The sequence below is a fragment of the Methylobacterium sp. AMS5 genome (genome assembly GCF_001542815.1).
Lineage (GTDB): Bacteria > Pseudomonadota > Alphaproteobacteria > Rhizobiales > Beijerinckiaceae > Methylobacterium.
In genome coordinates, this window is the sequence record NZ_CP006992.1 from 5,402,204 (window position 1) to 5,419,851 (window position 17,648).

Sequence of the window (17,648 nt, forward strand, 5' to 3'; positions counted from 1 at the left end):
GCATTTTCCCGTCCGAATCCCGCTGCCCGCCGATTGTGCACAAAGTCCCGGAAAGTGCATACACTTTCTGCATGCACGCATGTCGCGGTAGCATCATGTTCAGGGCACCACGGCCGACACCAGGGAGATTGCGGTATGGATGAGAAGGCAACGCAGAGCGCGCGCGACGCGGCGGCGGTGACGGCCTATCTGGAAGCCTCGATGGTGCCCGATCCCGAAACGGCGGCGCGCTACATGGCGCCCGGTATCGCGATCGTCTTCACCGGCGGCCGGGTGTTCCACCATCCGCGCGAGGTCACGGCGTTCAACGCCGGGCGATACGCCTGGGTCAAGAAGCGGATGGAGCGGCTCGACGTGGTTCCGGGTGAAGGCCAAACCACGGTCTACAGTCTCGGTACCCTCTACGGCGCGTGGCCGGACGGTACCGCGTTCGAGGGCAACCGCTACGTCGACCGCTTCACCGTGAGGGACGGTCTGATCGTCTCGATGGAGGTGTGGAACGACAGCGCCGAGCGCCTGCTTGAACGGCAGGGCGGATCGGCCTGACCCCTCAGCCGTCGATGTAGGGCGCGAGCAAGCGGATGAGGTCGTGCTCGCGCCTGGGCTCCTTGAGGATGCGCGCCCGCTCGGCCACCGCGTCGAGATGGTGATCCATCAGTGTGGTTGCGCGCCCGGCGTCGCCTGCGACGAGCGCCGCCACGATCTCCTGGTGCTCGCTCACCGCGCAGTCCGACGAGTGCGGCCGGCTGTAGAGCGACAGGATCAGGGCACAGCGGTAGCCCAGTTCGGCGACATAGCGGCGGAGAACCGGACTCCCGGTCATCTCGGCGAGCAGCAGGTGAAACTCGGTGGCGAGCCGGATCGAGGCTCCCTCGGGACCGCCGCTCGCCCGCTCTTCGCCCGCGATATGTGCCTCGAGCACGGCCTGCTGCTCGGCACTCAGGCGGCCGGCGAGGCGCTGGACCACGAGGCGCTCCAGGCTGATGCGCACGTCGAAGGTGTCGCGCGCCTCCTCCCAGCTCGGGCTCGCCACGACCGCTATGCGGTTCCGGCGCAGTTCGACCAAGCCCTCGCCCGCGAGCTGGCCAAGCGCCTGTCGCGCGATGGTCCGGCTGACGCTGAACCGCTCGCCGAGCGCGTCCTCCGGCAGCCGGTCTCCCGGGGTCAGGGCCCGCTCCACGATCGCCCGCCGCAGGGATCGGCAGATCGTTCCGACACGGTCGGTCGGGTAATTCGTCTCACCCTGTCTCATCGCGGACGTGCATCAACCTTTTGACGATGGGTAAAACGTTCTCGACCGACACGGCGAACCGATTCGAGCGCAGGTCTCCCTTCGAGCCGCCTGAAAGCCGGTTCGCAGCAGATGCACAAATGACGCCGAAGCACCTTGGCTTCGCCTGCCCAGCTCGGTGAACCGGCGCAACGCGTGGATGACGCGCCCCGTTGCGGTTGGCCCCTGCTCCTTACCAGGCGCGTTGTCGAGTTGAGCACGAAGGTCAGCACCTCCGGTGCTCTCCAACCTGATCGCGGGTATAGAGCGCCGTGCATTCACGGTCGTCCGGACGAAAATTTTTCTCAGAGTCCGTCCGATAAGTCATGATGCTCGCCCGAGCCTTCGGACGAGGATCATGACGGCGGCGGCGTAGAGGAAGGCCTGGGCCGAGGCGAGGGTCGCTTCCGGGTCCTTCCAGAGGCGTCGGTTGCGGCTGATCCATCCGAAGAAGCGTTCCACCACCCATCGGCGTGGATGCACGGCGAAGCCGACCTGATCCTTCGGTTTGCGCACGATGTCGATGGTGATGACGGTGGCGGTCGCGGGTCTGTCGCCGGCATAGCCTGCATCGGCGAAAGCTCTGACGATGAACGGGAAGGTCCGCCGCGACAGGCGCAGCACCGGTCCAGCCCCATCGCGATCCTGAATGTCGGCGGTCTGCGGATCGAGCACGAGGGCGCGCCCGTCCGTGTCGACCAGGGCCTGACGCTTGCGGCCCTTGACCTTCTTTCCAGCGTCGTAGCCGCGCGGGCCGCCGCTCTCGGTGGTCTTCACGCTCTGGCTGTCGAGCACGGCCGCCGTCGGCGAGGCCTCGCGACCGGCCCGCTCCCGGTCGGCCATGACCAGGGCGTGGTTGATCCGCCCGAACAATCCCTCGTCCCGCCAGCGGCTGAAGTAGCCGAACGTCGTGCTGCGCGGAGGGAGATCCTTTGGGATCAACCGCCATGCGATGCCGCCGCGCAGCACGTAGAAGATCGCGTTCAGGACCTCCCGCATCGTCCAGACAGGCGGACGACCACGCGAGGCGGGCTCTGGCATCATGGGCGCGATCACCGCCCATTCCGTATCCGTCAGGTCGGTTTCGTATCGAAGGCGCGCACGGTTATGCTGCCGGCGAGTGGTCGGGGTCCACATGGCACGTCCAGATGAGGCTTCAGCACCCTTCTGGAATCACCGCCATTCCGGCCACTCAACCCCTGCCGGACGTTATCGGACGGGCTCTCAGATCATGAGGCGGTAGAAACGTAAATTTTGTCACTCGCTTTCATGAATGTTGATCACAGACGGTTAATTGAATATATTTGCCGAGCGATCATGTGAAACGTATAAGCGCTGAATTCAGTCGCGATAAAGCAACGCTATGCTTTGCCGTCACGTGCGTAGGGGCGGGGCGAAAAGTCATGGGGGCCGTCGGGGCGTGCAGGAAACGGCTCCTGTCGGTGCCGTTCTCCGGTTGCAACTGCTTGAGCGCGTCGCAGTTCGGCCGTCCTTTCATCAATGGCGTCACGGCAGGACGGGAGGCCGTGCGCGTCCATGGTCGTGCCGAGCAGCAAGTGGTCCTGGTCGATCGACATCCGCCACCTGCGGCCTGATCCGTCCCGTGCGGTCATGGCCGCCATGCACCGATCGAGGAAATCGAGGCGCATACCATCGTCCGTGGAGGCCGCTTCGAGGGCTGCACAGATCAGATCGGTCTCTTCACGGGTAAGCCAGACCGTCGATGTTCCGAAGCCCTGGCGCTCAGCCTCGGCCATCTCGTTCGAGAGGCGGTCTGCCAGCGCTTTGCGCGATAATCCGGGAACAGAAGCGGTCATGGGCAGCCTTCCATGCATCCGTTTCGCCTTTTCTCACCCCGGCAGACAAGATCTGCACCCTGGCCCGGTCACAAACCGATCAAGGTGCGTACCGCGCTCGCTCATCCATTTTCTTAAACGCTCACGGCTCGCTCAGGACGGCGGATTTCGGAGGATCCGGTCGCTCCCCGTTTTTGCGTCGTCTTATCCCGCACGAAGGCGCGTCCCTTCGAGACGGAGCCTGTTCAAGACCGCGTCCTGACCGCCGCGTGTTCCGGGGGGCTTGGAAAGTCCCACGTCTCTCTCTTTGAGTTTGGCCTGCTCCTGCCCTCCGGCGACGTGTCTGCACCGGAAACCGGCCGGGCGCGGGCCTCGACTCGTCGCTGCTGGAAGACAATCTCGAACGGAAAGATCTGGTTGCCGGGCGCCACACAAGGCGGAGCAGGGTCCGAAGGCGCGATCATCACGAACACGATAAGCCCACCGTTCAAAGGCTTGTGGTCTTGGCGTTCGCCGCGAGCCATTCATGGCAACCGAGCGTGATCGCCGCCGATGAGGCTGACAGCCCGAGCATCCGGTACGGTACGCTCGTCCCGTCACACGCAACGAATTTCTCGATCCGGCCGTCGGTACCGTGCCGAACGACGGTACCAGAATATACACCCCTGAACGTATTTCTGCGCCCCGCCACAGCCAAGACGCGAGATTGGTGGGCCGGCAACGATGAAGATGCCGACCCACCAGCCGCTGGCCCGACAGCATCGGCGCAGCAAAACAATTCAAATGATACCTTTGCCTGTTGTCAAGCTTCGCCGGTGCGCGATGACTACTTCGTGATTTTGGACCGATTGTATCGGTTCGGCGGCTCCGCGGTCGTGATTGCTGTGCGACGGGTGGCCCTTCGCACGCCCTCTGCGTTTGCCCGAAAGTCGACCCTTCAAATGCGATGGGTCGCGTACATGCCCTCGCAACCGCGGCTTTCTAGAGCGTGTTATGAACTGATAGGCAGGATTGGCGTTTTGGATCATGCCTTCTGATCGCCGCTCCTATCCGTCCGACGTGTCTGATGAAGAATGGGCACTGGTAGCGCCCTACCTCGCGCTGCTGCGGGAGGACTCGGCTCAGCGCGACCACGAGTTGCGCGAGGTGTTTAACGGGCTGCGCTACATCGTGAAGACGGGGGCGCCCTGGCGGTTCATGCCGCACGATCTGCCGCCTTGGGCGGCCGTGTATCAGCAGACGCAGCGTTGGCTGTCGGCCGACAGTTTCGCGGACGTGGCCGGCGACCTGCGGGCGGTGCTGCGGATGGCGGCGGAGCGGGAGCCGGAGCCCTCGGCGGTGATCCTCGATAGCCGGACGCTGCGCTCCTCGCCCGAGAGCGGCGAGCGGGCCGGCTATGACGGGGCCAAGCGCAAGCGGGGTGCGAAGCTGCATCTGGCCGTTGACACGCCGGGCCATGTCGTGGCGCTGCACGTGACGCCCGCCGATGTCGACGACCGGGCCGAGGTCGGCCGGCTGGCCGCCGAGGTGCAGGCGGAGACGGGCGACAGCGTCGAGTTGGCCTTTGTCGACCAGGGCTATTCCGGGCCTAAGCCCGCCGCCGCCGCGAGCGCGCACGGCATCGACTTGGAAGTGGTGAAGGCGCCTGAGGCCAAGCGCGGCTTTGTCCTGCTGCCGCGCCGATGGGTGGTGGAGCGCTCGTTTGCCTGGGCCACCCGCTGTCGGCGGCTGGTCAAAGATTACGAGCGCTACGCCAGCACGTTGGCTGGCCTGCACATGGTCGCCTTCGTCTGCCTCATGCTCCGACAAGCTGAAAAGCTTATGACAAGTGCATAACAGGCTCTAGAACGCGGCCATGGGTTCACTTGCTTCCGAGCTACGATTCCTGGGCGTGGCCGCCGCTCTCGGCAGCTTGCTGGTGATGATGTTCGCTGGTGAGCCGAACATCGCGTCGGTGACCTGGGGCCTCGCCGGTCTCGTTTTCTTCGGAGCGACCCGGCTCGTCCCTGACCGTAAGCCGGCGCCGGTGATTGCAAAGAATGCGGTCGCCGTGAAGCCGACCGACACGATGCACGAGAGCGAAGCCGAACATCCCGTGGCTGCGGTGCCGGCCGACGTCCATGCCGCACTCCAGCGCAAGGTTCGCCTGACACCAACACCGAACCCGATCATCGCCTCCTCGGTCCTGCCCCGCTCACGGGTTGCGCGTTCGCCGGCGACGACCTGATCGCGCGGGCCGGATCGGCGTCGAGCCGAAATCGGGGTTGTATTCCGTCTCCGCCCGACGCGAGAAGGACGGCTCAGACTTTTCCGAGGGCGAGCGTCCCGTCATCCATGAACGAGAAGACGATCCCGTGCCTCCGCAAGGCGCTTATCGCGGCCTGCAACGCGCGCCGGGAGGCACTCACGTCCTCGTCCTCGAGCCGGCGGACCGTTGAGAACGAGACTCCGGCCGCTTCGGCGAGTTGCTGCATCGACCAGTCGAGCAGAGCGCGACCCGCCCGCAGATGGATGCCGCGGACAAGCTGCTCCAGGCTCTCCCGCATGATCCCGGGCACGGCCCCGTCGAGATGGAGCGGCGCGATGTAGTTCACCCAACCATCGTCGTCGCCGGTCGCGTTCCGCATCGGCACCATCACCATGCGATAGGGTGCGATCGCGCCGCTTGCCAGAATGAGACGAGGGCGCGTGTGGACGACCTGCCGCGTGAGGTAGAGTTCTCGGCCGTGTTCACGCCAACGCGCGCGTTCCTCCTTCAGCACGGGCAGCGTCGGCTCCTCGAGCAGGGCCTGTCTCGGCAACCCGACCAGCTGCAGCCACTCGGGCGAAAAATCGGTGTAGGGGTAGACGGCGGTGACAGAGGTAAACGCCCCGGTCCGCTCGAAGAGAGCTCTTTTGCGCCGACGTTCCGCGGCCTGCGCGCGCGCCAGCATCTCACGGTCGCTCACATCGATCAGCACGCCCATGGCCTGAAGCGGGCGCCCGTCCGGCGCCATGATCACCTCGCCGCGGCTCATCACCGTGCGCAGCGTTCCATCCGGACGAATGATCCGGAAGGTCTGCTGGATCATGTGGCCGGTCTGAAGCATCTCCGACGTCGAGGTGATACTGTCCCGGTCCTCCGGATGGACGAGGGCGAAGAGCAGGCCGTATTCCGCCCGCGCTGCGGTCTGTTCGAGGCCGAGGATGCGAAACAGACCCGGCGACCAGACGTGCTCATCCGTGGCGAATCTCCACGACCACGTTCCGGTCAGGCCGAAGCCTTCGACCATACGAAGGATTTCGTGGGGCATGATCGGGGACACAGCCGTGGGCATATCCCGGTTTCGCTAACGAGAGAATGATTTCGTGCGACCAGATTGTGCGCGGGCGCTCCACCTGCGACCTCGATAGCAGAGGAGCGCTGAGGACAAAACTAACATATGTGTTGCATGCGTAGTTCAGCTTTCCCTTGGGGAAAAGGTGTCAGCGGAATCTTCAGAATGCCGCGCGATCACGATCGCCGCGTTCGGCGCCGCCAACCAATGTCGTCGACATGGGCCATTCTACTGCGAGCCTGCCGCCCTCGATCCGGCAAGGCGTGACGTCCAGCTTTGCGTTCGGTCGTCCGTGGCAGGTTCAGGGCCGCCTGTCCGCCATCCTACGGGCTCGACACCGGTCCAGCGGATCGCGGCGTGGCATCCGTCGGTCGCGGCGCCGGCAATGTCACGGCCGATTTGGCTCCGGTCGAGCGTCTCCCTCGGGGCTTCGGGCCGGTCCGGCATCCGCGCATGCGCCCGTATCCCGCGCGATGTCCCGGCCGAGGCGGAGAACCGCGACCCCTGCCAGAACCAGCACGGCGGCAACCGCAGCCAACGCGTCGTCGAAGCGTCCGGTCGCATCGCGGATCCAGCCCATGAGGGCGGGCCCGGCAAATCCGCCGAGGCTTCCGAGCGCGTTGATCAGAGCGATGCCGCCCGCGGCTGCGCTGCCCGTGAGGAGGCGGGTGGGCAGTGTCCAGAAGGTCGGCAGAGCCGCGAAAACGCCGAGCGCCGCCGCGCTGAGCGCGGCGATGGTCAGGAGCGGTGTGCCGGCTCGGCTCGCGGCGAAGAGGGCGAGGCCGGCGGCCACGGTCGGGATCGCGACATGTCGGGTGCGCTCACCCGTGCGGTCGGAATGGCGTGTCCAGGCCAGCATGCCCGCAGCCGAGACGATGTAGGGAACGGCGGTCACGAACCCCGTCGCCGTCGTCGTGAAGCCGAAACCGCTTACGATCTGCGGCAACCACAGGCCGACGGCGTAGAGTCCGGTGCTGAGTCCGAAATAGACCAGCCCGAGCCCGAGCACTCGCGGATCGAGCAGGGCCGCACTCAGATGCGCGGTCCGGTTCGGGCTGAGCCGGCGATCCTCCGCCATCCGCGCCACGAGGCTCGCCCGTTCATCGGCGGTCAGCCAGGAGGCGCGTTCCGGCCGGTCGGTCAGCACGAACAGGGTTGCGATGCCCAGAAGCAGACTGGGTGCGGCTTCCAGCAGGTAGAGCCACTGCCAGCCCGCGAGCCCGAGCCAGCCTTCGGTGAGGCTCATGACGAGGCCCGACAGCGGCGCACCGATCGCCGCCGAGAGCGGCACCGCCATCATGAAGGTCCCGACGATGCCGGCGCGCTGTCGGGCGGGAAACCAGTAGGTGAGATAAAGGATGATGCCGGGGAAGAAGCCGGCCTCGGCGAGCCCGAGTCCGACGCGCACGAGGTAGAACGACCACTCGCCGACGACGAGCGCGGTCGAGGCCGAAACCAGCGACCACGTCACCATGATCCGCGCGATCCAGATCCGCGCCCCGACCCGCTCCAGGATCAGGTTGCTCGGCACCTCGAAGGCGACGTAGCCGAGAAAGAACAGGCCCGCCCCGAACCCGTAGGCCGTTGCCGACAGGCCGAGATCCCGGTTCATCGTGAGTGCGGCGAAGCCGACATTCACCCGGTCGAGATAGGCGAAGAAGTAGCACAGCATCAGGAAGGGCAGCAGGCGCCGCGCCACCTTGCTCGTGAGCGCATCCGCCATGCCGTCACCCCGTCCGATCGCCTTGCCGCAGGCCGTGCGCGGGGATCTCGTACCGGACTTGCTGGGAGCCGGATAGAAGCGGGTTCAGGCGCCACCGCGGGGGTGACCGCCGATCGCCGCAGGGCGCCGCCGGGATTGGAAAATAGAACTATGTTGTCCCAAACGTGAAGCGAAGCCGTTGGCGATGCCAGAACCTATGGCTGGCGTATCGGAACCGCCGCAGCGCCGTCGGGCTTCCCTTGCGACGGGACTTGCTCAGGCATGGGCCCGAGACCGTTACAGGAGGACGCCATGGGTCTGTTCACGAAGGACATCAAATCGCTGGACGACCTCTTCGTGCACACGTTGCAGGATGTCTATTACGCCGAGAACCAGATCACCAAAGCTCTGCCGACGATGATCGGAAAGGCGACGAACGCGCAGCTGCGCCAGGGATTCGAGACGCATCTGCGCGAGACGGAAGGGCAGATCAAACGCCTCGAACAGGTGTTCGAGATGCACGGTCACAAGCCGAAGGCGGTCAACTGCCCTGCCATCGACGGGATCATCAAGGAAGCCAACGAGACCGCCGGCGAGGTCGCCGACAAGGAGGTGCTCGATGCCGCCCTGCTCGCGGCGGCGCAGGCTGTCGAGCATTACGAGATCGCACGCTACGGCACCCTCGTCGCGTGGGCCAAGCGGCTCGGCCGCGACGATTGCGCGGCGGTGCTCCAGCAGACGCTCGACGAGGAAAAGGCGACTGACCAGAAGCTCACGGCTCTGGCCGAGAGCCGGGTGAACCAGAAGGCGGCCTGAACACCCCGACGAAAGGACCACCGTGGCTCCGTCACCGGTCGGCTCTGATCGGATCGGCAACCCGGTGATCCCGTCGTGCCGGACGTAGCGGTCCTCGTGCCTTCCGGCGCGGGGCCCTTGCGTTCGGCCCGGCCCTTCCCTTTGCTCTGCCCGCGTCTCGCACTGAGCCGCTTTCACACCGGTACTGCCGATGACCGCCCTCTTTCCCTTCGACAACAGCTACGCGCGCTTGCCCGGCCGCTTCTTCGGCCGGGTCGTGCCGACGGCGGTCGAGGCACCCCGGTTGGTCCGGCTGAACCGGGCGCTGGCCGTGGATCTCGGCCTCGATCCCGATCGTCTCGAAAGCCCGGAGGGCGTCGACGTCCTGGCCGGACGGCGGGTTCCGGAAGGTGCGGAGCCGCTAGCGGCGGCCTATGCCGGGCACCAGTTCGGGCAATTCGTGCCGCAACTCGGCGACGGGCGTGCGATCCTGCTGGGCGAGGTCGTCGGTCGCGACGGGCACCGCCGCGACATCCAACTCAAAGGATCTGGCCCGACTCCCTTTTCCCGCCAGGGCGACGGACGCGCCGCCCTCGGTCCGGTGCTGCGCGAGTATCTCGTGAGCGAGGCGATGCACGCCCTCGGCATTCCGACCACCCGCGCGCTCGCGGCCGTGAGCACCGGCGAGCGGGTGATCCGCGAGACGGTGCTGCCGGGCGCGGTGCTGACGCGTGTCGCATCGAGCCATATCCGAGTCGGGTCGTTCCAGTTCTTCGCCGCCCGCGGGGACGTCGAAGGTCTGCGCGCGCTCGCCGACCACGCCATCGCGCGCCACGATCCCGAGGCGGCGCGTGCCGACAATCCCTACCGCACCCTGCTGGACGGTGTGATCCGCCGTCAGGCCGAGCTGGTCGCGCGTTGGCTCACCGTCGGCTTCGTCCACGGCGTGATGAACACCGACAACATGTCGATTGCCGGCGAGACCATCGATTACGGTCCTTGCGCCTTTCTCGACACCTACGACCCCGCAACCGCCTTCAGCTCCATCGATCGCCATGGGCGCTACGCCTACGGCAACCAACCGCGCATCGCCCTCTGGAACCTCACCCGGCTCGCGGAGGCCCTGCTGCCCCTTCTCTCGGACGACGAGACGCAGGCTGTTGCCGGAGCCGAGGCTGCGCTGACCGGCTTCGCCGGCCAGTTCGAGGCGGCCTATCACGGCGGATTGAACCGCAAGCTCGGTCTCGCCACGACGCGCGACGGCGATCCCGCACTTGCGGGCGATCTCCTGAAAACCATGGCCGAGAACGAGGCCGACTTCACCCTCACCTTCCGGCGCCTCGGCGAGGCTGCGCCGGGACCCGATGGCGAACCGGATCCGGCCGCTGTCGAAGCCGTGCGGAGTCTTTTCATCGATCCGACCGCCTTCGATCGCTGGGCCGAAGGCTGGCGCAGGCGGCTCGAGGAGGAAGCCGGCGATGCTGCCGCCCGGCGGCAGATGATGAGAGCCGCCAATCCCGCTTTCATCCCACGCAACCACCGCGTCGAGGAGATGATCACGGCCGCGGTCGAACGGCAGAATTTCGCATCGTTCGAGACGCTGTTGATGGTCCTCGCACGCCCCTACGACGACCAGCCGGATTTCGCACAATATGCCGAGCCTCCGGAAGGCGGCGGGCGGGGATATCGCACCTTCTGCGGAACCTGAGAAAGAATATTTTCGTCAGTATATTTGGTATCGAGCAGCCGTTATGTAAATTAAGCGCCTGCATGAAGTTTTATATATTTGCGATCAAGCGTAATCGAGACGAATCGCTCGATAGGGATGCACTTCTAACGCTCCTCCTCGATCGATCGGCTCCTGAGATGTCGTCGAGGCGTTCGTCATCGCGCAAACCGTCCGCTCACTCCAGACGGTTCTGCTGTCGCCCGCAGCCTGGGCTGCCCTGCTCGGCCGCTTGTTCGTACGGGTCTCCACCCTTGCGGTCAGCGGCAATCGGCTGCGAGATGTGCGCCCGCGCCGCCGATGCGGCGGCGGTGGACGAGTGGGGCGCAGCGACGCTCAGGCCGCTTCCGAACCGGCGCTTTGACGTCGAGCATCGCCGGCGTGCCGCGGACGTCCGAACCGTCGCCGCAATCGGAGCGTCTCCGCGCCGAGGTGACGCACTTCCCGGGCACGGTGCGGGCGGCCTGAAGCGGCGGAACGGCGGGGCGCGTATCGAATACAAGCTTCGCCGCCGCAAATACGGGATCTGCGGATTGACGGGAGGGTGCGCATCGCTTACTCCGCGCCCCTCACTTGCAGAATGTCACTTGCAGGTCACTCGCCGAAACTCGGCGGGTCAGCGGCAAACGGATCGACGATGCGCACGGTTCTTATCGTAGTGGAAGCGCCACAGACGGGGCGGGCTTGATCTCAAGCCTGACAGGCCCGGTCGGTGGCGCATGCAGGGTCCCTCGGGGCCCTTTTTTATTGCGCGAAATCCAGCGGGCCGGCATGCGGATCGGAAGACGAAGAACGGATTGATGGAGGAATCGATGAGCGGCGAGGTCATGACCGGGGCCCAGATGGTCATCCGGGCGTTCCAGGATCAGGGCGTGGATACCCTGTTCGGCTATCCGGGCGGCGCGGTGCTGCCGATCTACGACGCGCTCTTCGACGAGACCAAGATCCAGCACGTGCTGGTGCGCCATGAGCAGGGCGCGGTCCACGCGGCCGAGGGCTATGCCCGTTCGTCGGGCAAGGTCGGCGTTGTCCTCGTCACGTCCGGCCCTGGGGCCACCAATATCGTCACCGGCCTCACCGACGCGATGCTGGACTCGATCCCGCTCGTCGCGGTGACGGGTCAGGTTCCGACGCACCTGATCGGTTCCGACGCGTTCCAGGAATGTGACACGGTCGGCATCACCCGGCACTGCACGAAGCACAACTACCTCGTCAAATCGATCGAGGACCTGCCGCGCATCCTGCACGAGGCGTTCTACGTCGCCAGCCACGGTCGTCCCGGCCCGGTCGTCATCGACCTGCCGAAGGATATCCAGTTCGCGAGCGGGGTCTACTCCCGCCCGGCGCAGGACGGCCACAAGACCTACAACCCGCCGGTGAAGGGCGATCCCGACAAGATCCGCGCAGCGGTCGAGCTGATGGCGGGCGCGCGCCGCCCGGTCTTCTATACCGGCGGCGGCGTGATCAATTCGGGCCCGGAAGCCTCGCGTCTGCTGCGGGAGCTGGTCGCCGAAACCGGCTTCCCGGTCACGTCCACGCTGATGGGCCTCGGTGCCTTCCCGGCTTCTGACGACAAGTTCCTCGGAATGCTGGGCATGCACGGCACCTACGAGGCCAATCTCGCGATGCACGATTGCGACGTGATGATCTGCATCGGCGCGCGCTTCGACGACCGCATCACCGGCCGCCTCGACGCCTTCGCGCCGTTCTCGAAGAAGATCCACGTCGATGTCGACGCCTCGTCGATCAACAAGGTCGTGAAGGTCGATGTCGGCATCCTCGGCGATTGCGCCGCGGTGCTGGAGGAGATGCTCGCCCAGTGGCGCGCCCTGCCCAAGCAGCCCGACAAGCATCGGATGGAGGACTGGTTCAACAAGATCAGCCGCTGGAAGTCCCGCGACTGCCTCGCCTACTGGCCGTCGGGCACGATCATCAAGCCGCAATACGCGGTGCAGCGGCTCTACGAGGCGTGCAAGGACCGCAAGACCTTCGTCACGACCGAGGTCGGCCAGCACCAGATGTGGGCGGCGCAGTACTTCAAGTTCGATGAGCCGAACCGCTGGATGACCTCGGGCGGCCTCGGCACCATGGGCTACGGCCTGCCGGCGGCGATCGGCACGCAGCTCGCCAACCCCGACGGCCTCGTCATCGACATCGCGGGCGAGGCCTCGATCCTGATGAACATGCAGGAGATGTCGACGGCGGTGCAGTACCGGCTGCCGGTCAAGATCTTCATCCTGAACAACGAGTATATGGGCATGGTGCGCCAGTGGCAGGAGCTGCTGCACGGCTCGCGCTACTCGCAGAGCTACTCGGAGAGCCTGCCCGACTTCGTGAAGCTGGCCGAGGCCTACGGCGCCAAGGGGATCCGGTGCGAGAAGCCCGGTGAACTCGACGCGGCGATCCAGGAGATGCTGGACTACGACGGTCCGGTGATCTTCGACTGCATCGTCGACAAGAAGGAAAACTGCTTCCCGATGATCCCGTCGGGCAAGGCGCATAACGAGATGCTGCTGTCCGACTATCTCGGTGAGACCGGGGTGGAGATCGGCGACGTCATCTCGGCCGAGGGCAAGATGCTGGTCTGATCGGCCCCGCATCGCGCGAACGCCCGGACCGCCATGCCCAGCGTCGCCCGCCTCGACCGGTCAGGACCTCTTTCCGCGGAGGCGCCTGACCCATCGGCGCGCTGCCGCGCGGGTTCGCTTCGGCCAACCTGCGGGCGGCGGCAGGGCGTCGTGCCGGCTCGGGTCCAGGTGGGGCACCGTGGCGGCCCGCTCTGCGGCGGTGAGGTCGCTGCGCTTGCGCAGAAGCACGAAGAACTCGGTCTCGCACGGACGGGTCGGCTCCAGGGCCGCGCATTCGAACGGGAGCAGGTCGAGTTCGAGGAGCTCTGTGAGGGCGCGGGCGAAGCTGTACGGCGTGAACACCGTGCAGTGGACGTCGATGTGCACTCCGCTGGCGATGGCGGTCGCGGTGGCATCGAGAGCCGCCGGCGGACCGCCGACGATCGGCCTGTCCGGTACCGGCTTGCCGCGCCACGTCGCGAGCACGTCGATCTCGCTGGCCCTCGCGAAATGTTCGTAGACGGCCTCGGGCGGTGGCGTGCGCAGCCGCAGCAGATGGGCTGCGACGAGCGCGCCGACGCTGCTCGGCGTGCGGAAATGGTCGAAGGTGAAGCGCTTGTCCGGCACCATCAGGCAGAACACGCCGCCTTCGTTCAAGGCGTCGCCGCATTCCCGCAGCCAGCCGATGCAGTCGGGAACGTGCTCGACGACGTGCGAGGCGACGATGTAATCGACCGGACCGCGCGAGCCGAGCGCCCGCGGCAGCCCGCCTTCGCCGAGCACGACATCGACGGGAACGATCCCCTCGATGCCGGCGGGGCCGAGGGTCGGGTGGTCGCGGTACTGGTGGCGCAGCCCCTCGGTCGAGAGGTGGTCGGCATAGAGGACGTTGCCGTCGCTCTTGAGGACGATCGGGCGCGAGAGGGGCCCGAGCTCGACGCCGGTTCGGCCCTGCGGCCGGACGAGATTCAAAACACGCTGACGCCGATCCATGGCGCGGCCGGTATCATGCCATCGGCAGGCGGGTCCAGCACCGGAGTGCCGACCTGAGTTGGCGCAGGCGAGATCGTACGAAGATCAAGTTGAGGGACGCGACGAAATGAATGCGATGAACACCCATTACCCCGAGCCCACGCGGATCGAGAGCGTCAACCGCCATACCCTCGCGGTGGTCGTGGACAACGAGCCCGGTGCGCTGGCCCGCATCGCCGGCCTGTTCTCCGGCCGCGGCTACAACATCGAGAGCCTGACGGTCTCCGAGACGGAAGAGGCGCGCCACCTCTCCCGCATCACCATCGTCACGACCGGCACCAACGCCGTGATCGACCAGATCAAGGCGCAACTCGACCGCCTCGTGCCGGTGCACCGCGTCGTCGATCTGACGCTCCAGGGGCAAGCGCTGGAGCGCGAGCTGTGCCTCGTGAAGGTGGCCGGCACCGGCGAGCACCGGAGCGAGGCCCTACGCCTCGCCGCCGCCTTCGGCGCCCGCACCCTCGACGCCACGCTGAACTCCTTCGTGTTCGAGCTGACCGGCTCGACGGAGGAAATCGACCGCTTCATCCGCCTGCTCAGCGTGATCGGCCTCGTGGAGATCTCCCGCACCGGCATCGCCGCGATGGGGCGTGGCGCGGAGCCGCTGTAGCTGGGCGTTCTCGCGGACGGCGCTATTCTTTGGGAGGCGTCGTCCGCAGCGATAAGAAGTCCATGACCGCCCGCACCCTCTACTATGCCCCCGGCGCCTGCTCGCTCGCCTCCCACATCGTGCTGGAGGAGATCGGCGCCCCCTACGAGACCATTCGCCTCGACCTCGCCAAGGGCGACCAGAGAGCGCCGGAATACCTCGCAGTCAACGAGCGCGGACGCGTACCGGCCCTCTATGAGGAGGGCTGGGTGCTCACCGAGAACGCCGCGATCCTGCGCCACCTCGCCCGCTCCCATCCGGAGGCCGGCTTGCTGCCGGAGGATCTGCGTGGGCAGGCGTCGGCCGACGAGTGGATGGCCTGGCTCTCGACCGGGCATCACATCGCCTATGCCCATGTCCGCCGGCCCGAGCGCTACAGTGCCGACGAGGCCGCCTTCCCGGAGATCCGGGCGAAGGGGGCCGACACCTTCGGCGATCTCTGCACCATGACCGAGGTGCGGCTTTCCAACGGCGGCTGGGCGCTCGGCGAGCGCTACAGCGTCGTCGATGCCTACCTCATGGTGTTCTGGGTCTGGGCCCGCGGCCCCACGATCGGCTTCGATATGCCTGCGCTCTTTCCGGCCTGGACGGCGCATGCCCGCCGCATGGCCGAACGGGCTGCGGTGCGTGCCGTCTTCGCCCGCGAGGGGCTGGCGCTGCCGGCCTGAGACCTTGGCACGCGGTCAAACCGTCATCCCGTCGTTGGTGGGCCATCTTCGAGGTCGCCGCACTTGGCGCGGGAATCGCTTGGCCGCGACAGCGGCAGCGACCTCATCGTGTGGAATCGAACGAAGGTGGCGGTTTCGCGGGCGGCATGGAACGCGCCGGGCGCGCCTCCGTTCTGCCGCTTAGATTCAACGACCGAAGACGAGACGAGGGCGGCTGGCGGCGATGTGCGGGATCTGCGGAGAGATCAATTTCGGCGGTACGGCCGATCCGAACGCCGTGCGGGCCATGATGGAGGTTCTCCGCCCCCGTGGTCCTGATGCCGGCGGGATCCATGGCCAGGGCGGTGTCGTGTTCGGCCACTGCCGTCTGAAGATCATCGACCTATCGGAAGCCGGCCAGCAGCCGATGGTCGATGCCGAACTCGGGCTCTCGATCGTCTTCAACGGCTGCATCTACAACTACAAGGACCTGCGCGAGGAGCTCGTCGCCAAGGGCTACCGCTTCTTCTCGACCAGCGATACCGAGGTGGTGCTCAAGGCGTTCCACGCCTGGGGCCGGGATTGCGTGAAGCGTTTCCTCGGCATGTTCGTCTTCGCTGTTCACGAACGCGATTCGGGCCGGGTCACGCTCGCCCGCGACCGGCTCGGCATCAAGCCGCTGTATTACGCAGAGACCGGCAAGTGCTTCCGTTTTGCCTCCTCGCTTCCGGCCCTGCTCGCAGCAGGCGATGTCGACACCACGATCGATAAGGTGGCGCTTCACCACTACATGAGCTGGCACGCGGGCGTGCCGGCACCGCTGACGATCCTCAAGGGCGTGCGGAAGGTCCACCCGGCCACGACCCTGACGTTCGAGCCCGATGGCTCGCGCCGCGAAGAGACCTACTGGTCGCTCGTGGTCGGTCCGCGCGAGGAGGACCGCCACAGAACCGAGGCGGATTGGCGTGCGGCGGTGCTCGACTCGCTTACCACGGCGGTCGCGCGCCGTCAGATCGCCGACGTGCCGACCGGCGTGCTGTTGTCGGGCGGTCTCGATTCCTCGGTGATCGTCGCGCTTCTGGCCAAGAGCGGTCAGAGCGGCCTCAAGACCTTTTCGGTCGGCTTCGATGCGGTGAACGGCGTCGAGGGCGACGAGTTCAAGTACTCCGACATCATCGCCGAGCGGTTCGAGACCGACCACGCCAAGCTCGTCGTGGACGGCTCGCGCACGCTGGAGGCCCTGCCGGCGGCGATCCATGCCATGGCCGAGCCGCAGATGAGCCACGACGCGGTGGCCTTCCTTCTGCTCTCGCAGGAGGTCGCCAAGCATGTGAAGGTGATCCAGAGCGGTCAGGGCGCAGACGAGGTGTTCGGCGGCTACCACTGGTATCCCAAGCTGATGGGATCGACTGATCCGACGTTGGATTACGCGAGCGCCTATTTCGACCGCGACCACGCGGAAATGCGCGAGGCGCTCACACCCGACTTCGTGGACGAGGATTACAGCCGCGATTTCCTTGCCCGCTTCTTCGCCGACTCGCAGAGCGCGAGCGCCATCGACAAGACCCTCGACCTCGATCAGCGGATCATGCTCGTGGACGATCCGGTCAAGCGGGTCGACAACATGACCATGGCCTGTGGGCTTGAGGCGCGCGTCCCCTTCCTCGATCACGAACTGGTCGAACTCGCCGCCCGCATCCCCGCCGAATTGAAGGTGCGCGACGGGGGCAAGTACATCCTCAAGGAAGCTGCCCGCGCCGTGGTCCCGGCGGAGGTGATCGACCGGCCGAAGGGCTATTTCCCGGTCCCGGCCCTCAAGCACATCCGTGGGCCGTTCTTGGAGTTCGTGCGCGACGTTCTCGACCGTCCGGCCGCCCGCGAGCGCGGTATCTTCAACAGGGCTTACGTCGATCACCTGCTCGCCGATCCCGACGGGACGCTGACGCCGAAGGGCAATTCCAAGCTCTGGCAGGTCGCGCTGCTCGAAGCGTGGCTGCAATCGCACGGCATCTGATCCGCCGCTTCTGCGTTGCACGCATGAACCGCCGTGCCGAAATTCGCCCGGCGCGGGCGGCATCGCTCAAGGTGACGTGGATTCTCCACGATCTTGGCCGATGCGCACTGCGCTGGAACGCTGCGGGAGACCC

The 17,648-nt window shown here is 66.3% G+C and carries 15 protein-coding genes; 9 read left to right on the forward strand and 6 right to left on the reverse strand.

Going from position 1 to position 17,648, the window contains the following annotated elements; genetic code table 11:
* Positions 1-135: 135 nt before the first annotated feature.
* A complete protein-coding gene (locus Y590_RS24065) occupies positions 136-546 on the forward strand; it encodes a nuclear transport factor 2 family protein (protein ID WP_060772066.1) in 411 nt (136 codons plus the stop codon).
* A 4-nt stretch (positions 547-550) separates the two neighbouring features.
* On the opposite strand, the gene Y590_RS24070 is transcribed toward Y590_RS24065, so the two are convergent.
* The 3 genes from Y590_RS24070 to Y590_RS24080 all read right to left on the reverse strand — a co-directional run bounded on the left by Y590_RS24070 (position 551) and on the right by Y590_RS24080 (position 3,087).
* Complete coding sequence (locus tag Y590_RS24070) at positions 551-1,252, reverse strand: GntR family transcriptional regulator (RefSeq protein WP_060772067.1); 702 nt, start codon at positions 1,250-1,252, stop codon at positions 551-553.
* Between the two features lie 342 nt (positions 1,253-1,594).
* Entirely contained in the window at positions 1,595-2,407 is an 813-nt protein-coding gene (locus tag Y590_RS24075) for an IS5 family transposase (RefSeq protein WP_060768287.1), read from the reverse strand.
* A 224-nt stretch (positions 2,408-2,631) separates the two neighbouring features.
* The gene (locus tag Y590_RS24080) at positions 2,632-3,087 is read right to left on the reverse strand and encodes a hypothetical protein (protein ID WP_060772068.1); all 456 of its coding nucleotides are present in this window, start codon (positions 3,085-3,087) and stop codon (positions 2,632-2,634) included.
* 1,005 nt (positions 3,088-4,092) lie between these two features.
* Here Y590_RS24080 and Y590_RS24085 point away from each other — a divergent pair.
* Both Y590_RS24085 and Y590_RS24090 read left to right on the forward strand, forming a co-directional pair.
* Positions 4,093-4,902, forward strand: coding sequence for an IS5 family transposase (locus Y590_RS24085; protein ID WP_060772089.1), 810 nt, complete (start codon positions 4,093-4,095; stop codon positions 4,900-4,902).
* Positions 4,903-4,957: 55 nt separating this feature from the next.
* Positions 4,958-5,293 (forward strand): hypothetical protein, encoded by a 336-nt coding sequence (locus Y590_RS24090; RefSeq protein WP_286161822.1) that lies wholly within the window; start codon positions 4,958-4,960, stop codon positions 5,291-5,293.
* Between the two features lie 73 nt (positions 5,294-5,366).
* Here Y590_RS24090 and Y590_RS24095 read toward each other — a convergent pair whose 3' ends face one another.
* Together Y590_RS24095 and Y590_RS24100 are read right to left on the reverse strand one after the other, a co-directional pair.
* On the reverse strand, positions 5,367-6,383 hold the full coding sequence (locus Y590_RS24095; protein ID WP_060772070.1) for a PAS domain-containing protein: 1,017 nt from the start codon (positions 6,381-6,383) through the stop codon (positions 5,367-5,369).
* 388 nt (positions 6,384-6,771) lie between these two features.
* Complete coding sequence (locus Y590_RS24100) at positions 6,772-8,106, reverse strand: MFS transporter (protein WP_060772071.1); 1,335 nt, start codon at positions 8,104-8,106, stop codon at positions 6,772-6,774.
* Between the two features lie 291 nt (positions 8,107-8,397).
* On the opposite strand from Y590_RS24100, the gene Y590_RS24105 reads away from it, so the two are divergent.
* The 3 genes from Y590_RS24105 (at position 8,398) to Y590_RS24115 (ending at position 13,194) form a co-directional block, all read left to right on the forward strand.
* Entirely contained in the window at positions 8,398-8,901 is a 504-nt protein-coding gene (locus tag Y590_RS24105; RefSeq protein ID WP_003598253.1) for a YciE/YciF ferroxidase family protein, read from the forward strand.
* A gap of 190 nt (positions 8,902-9,091) precedes the next feature.
* The gene (locus tag Y590_RS24110) at positions 9,092-10,588 is read left to right on the forward strand and encodes a protein adenylyltransferase SelO (protein WP_060772072.1); all 1,497 of its coding nucleotides are present in this window, start codon (positions 9,092-9,094) and stop codon (positions 10,586-10,588) included.
* Positions 10,589-11,418: 830 nt separating this feature from the next.
* The gene (locus Y590_RS24115; protein ID WP_060772444.1) at positions 11,419-13,194 is read left to right on the forward strand and encodes an acetolactate synthase 3 large subunit; all 1,776 of its coding nucleotides are present in this window, start codon (positions 11,419-11,421) and stop codon (positions 13,192-13,194) included.
* 60 nt (positions 13,195-13,254) lie between these two features.
* Here the strand turns inward: Y590_RS24115 and Y590_RS24120 are convergent, their stop codons facing one another.
* The gene (locus tag Y590_RS24120) at positions 13,255-14,166 is read right to left on the reverse strand and encodes a methyltransferase domain-containing protein (protein ID WP_060772073.1); all 912 of its coding nucleotides are present in this window, start codon (positions 14,164-14,166) and stop codon (positions 13,255-13,257) included.
* A gap of 106 nt (positions 14,167-14,272) precedes the next feature.
* On the opposite strand from Y590_RS24120, the gene ilvN reads away from it, so the two are divergent.
* From ilvN to Y590_RS24135, 3 genes are all read left to right on the forward strand, one after another.
* Positions 14,273-14,815 carry an acetolactate synthase small subunit gene (ilvN, locus tag Y590_RS24125; protein ID WP_060772074.1) on the forward strand — a complete coding sequence of 181 codons (543 nt, stop codon included), beginning with the start codon at positions 14,273-14,275 and terminating at the stop codon, positions 14,813-14,815.
* A gap of 62 nt (positions 14,816-14,877) precedes the next feature.
* Positions 14,878-15,522, forward strand: a complete 645-nt coding sequence (locus Y590_RS24130) for a glutathione S-transferase family protein (RefSeq protein WP_060772075.1) — start codon at positions 14,878-14,880, stop codon at positions 15,520-15,522.
* A 223-nt stretch (positions 15,523-15,745) separates the two neighbouring features.
* A complete protein-coding gene (locus Y590_RS24135; RefSeq protein WP_060772076.1) occupies positions 15,746-17,515 on the forward strand; it encodes an N-acetylglutaminylglutamine amidotransferase in 1,770 nt (589 codons plus the stop codon).
* Positions 17,516-17,648 lie beyond the last annotated feature (133 nt).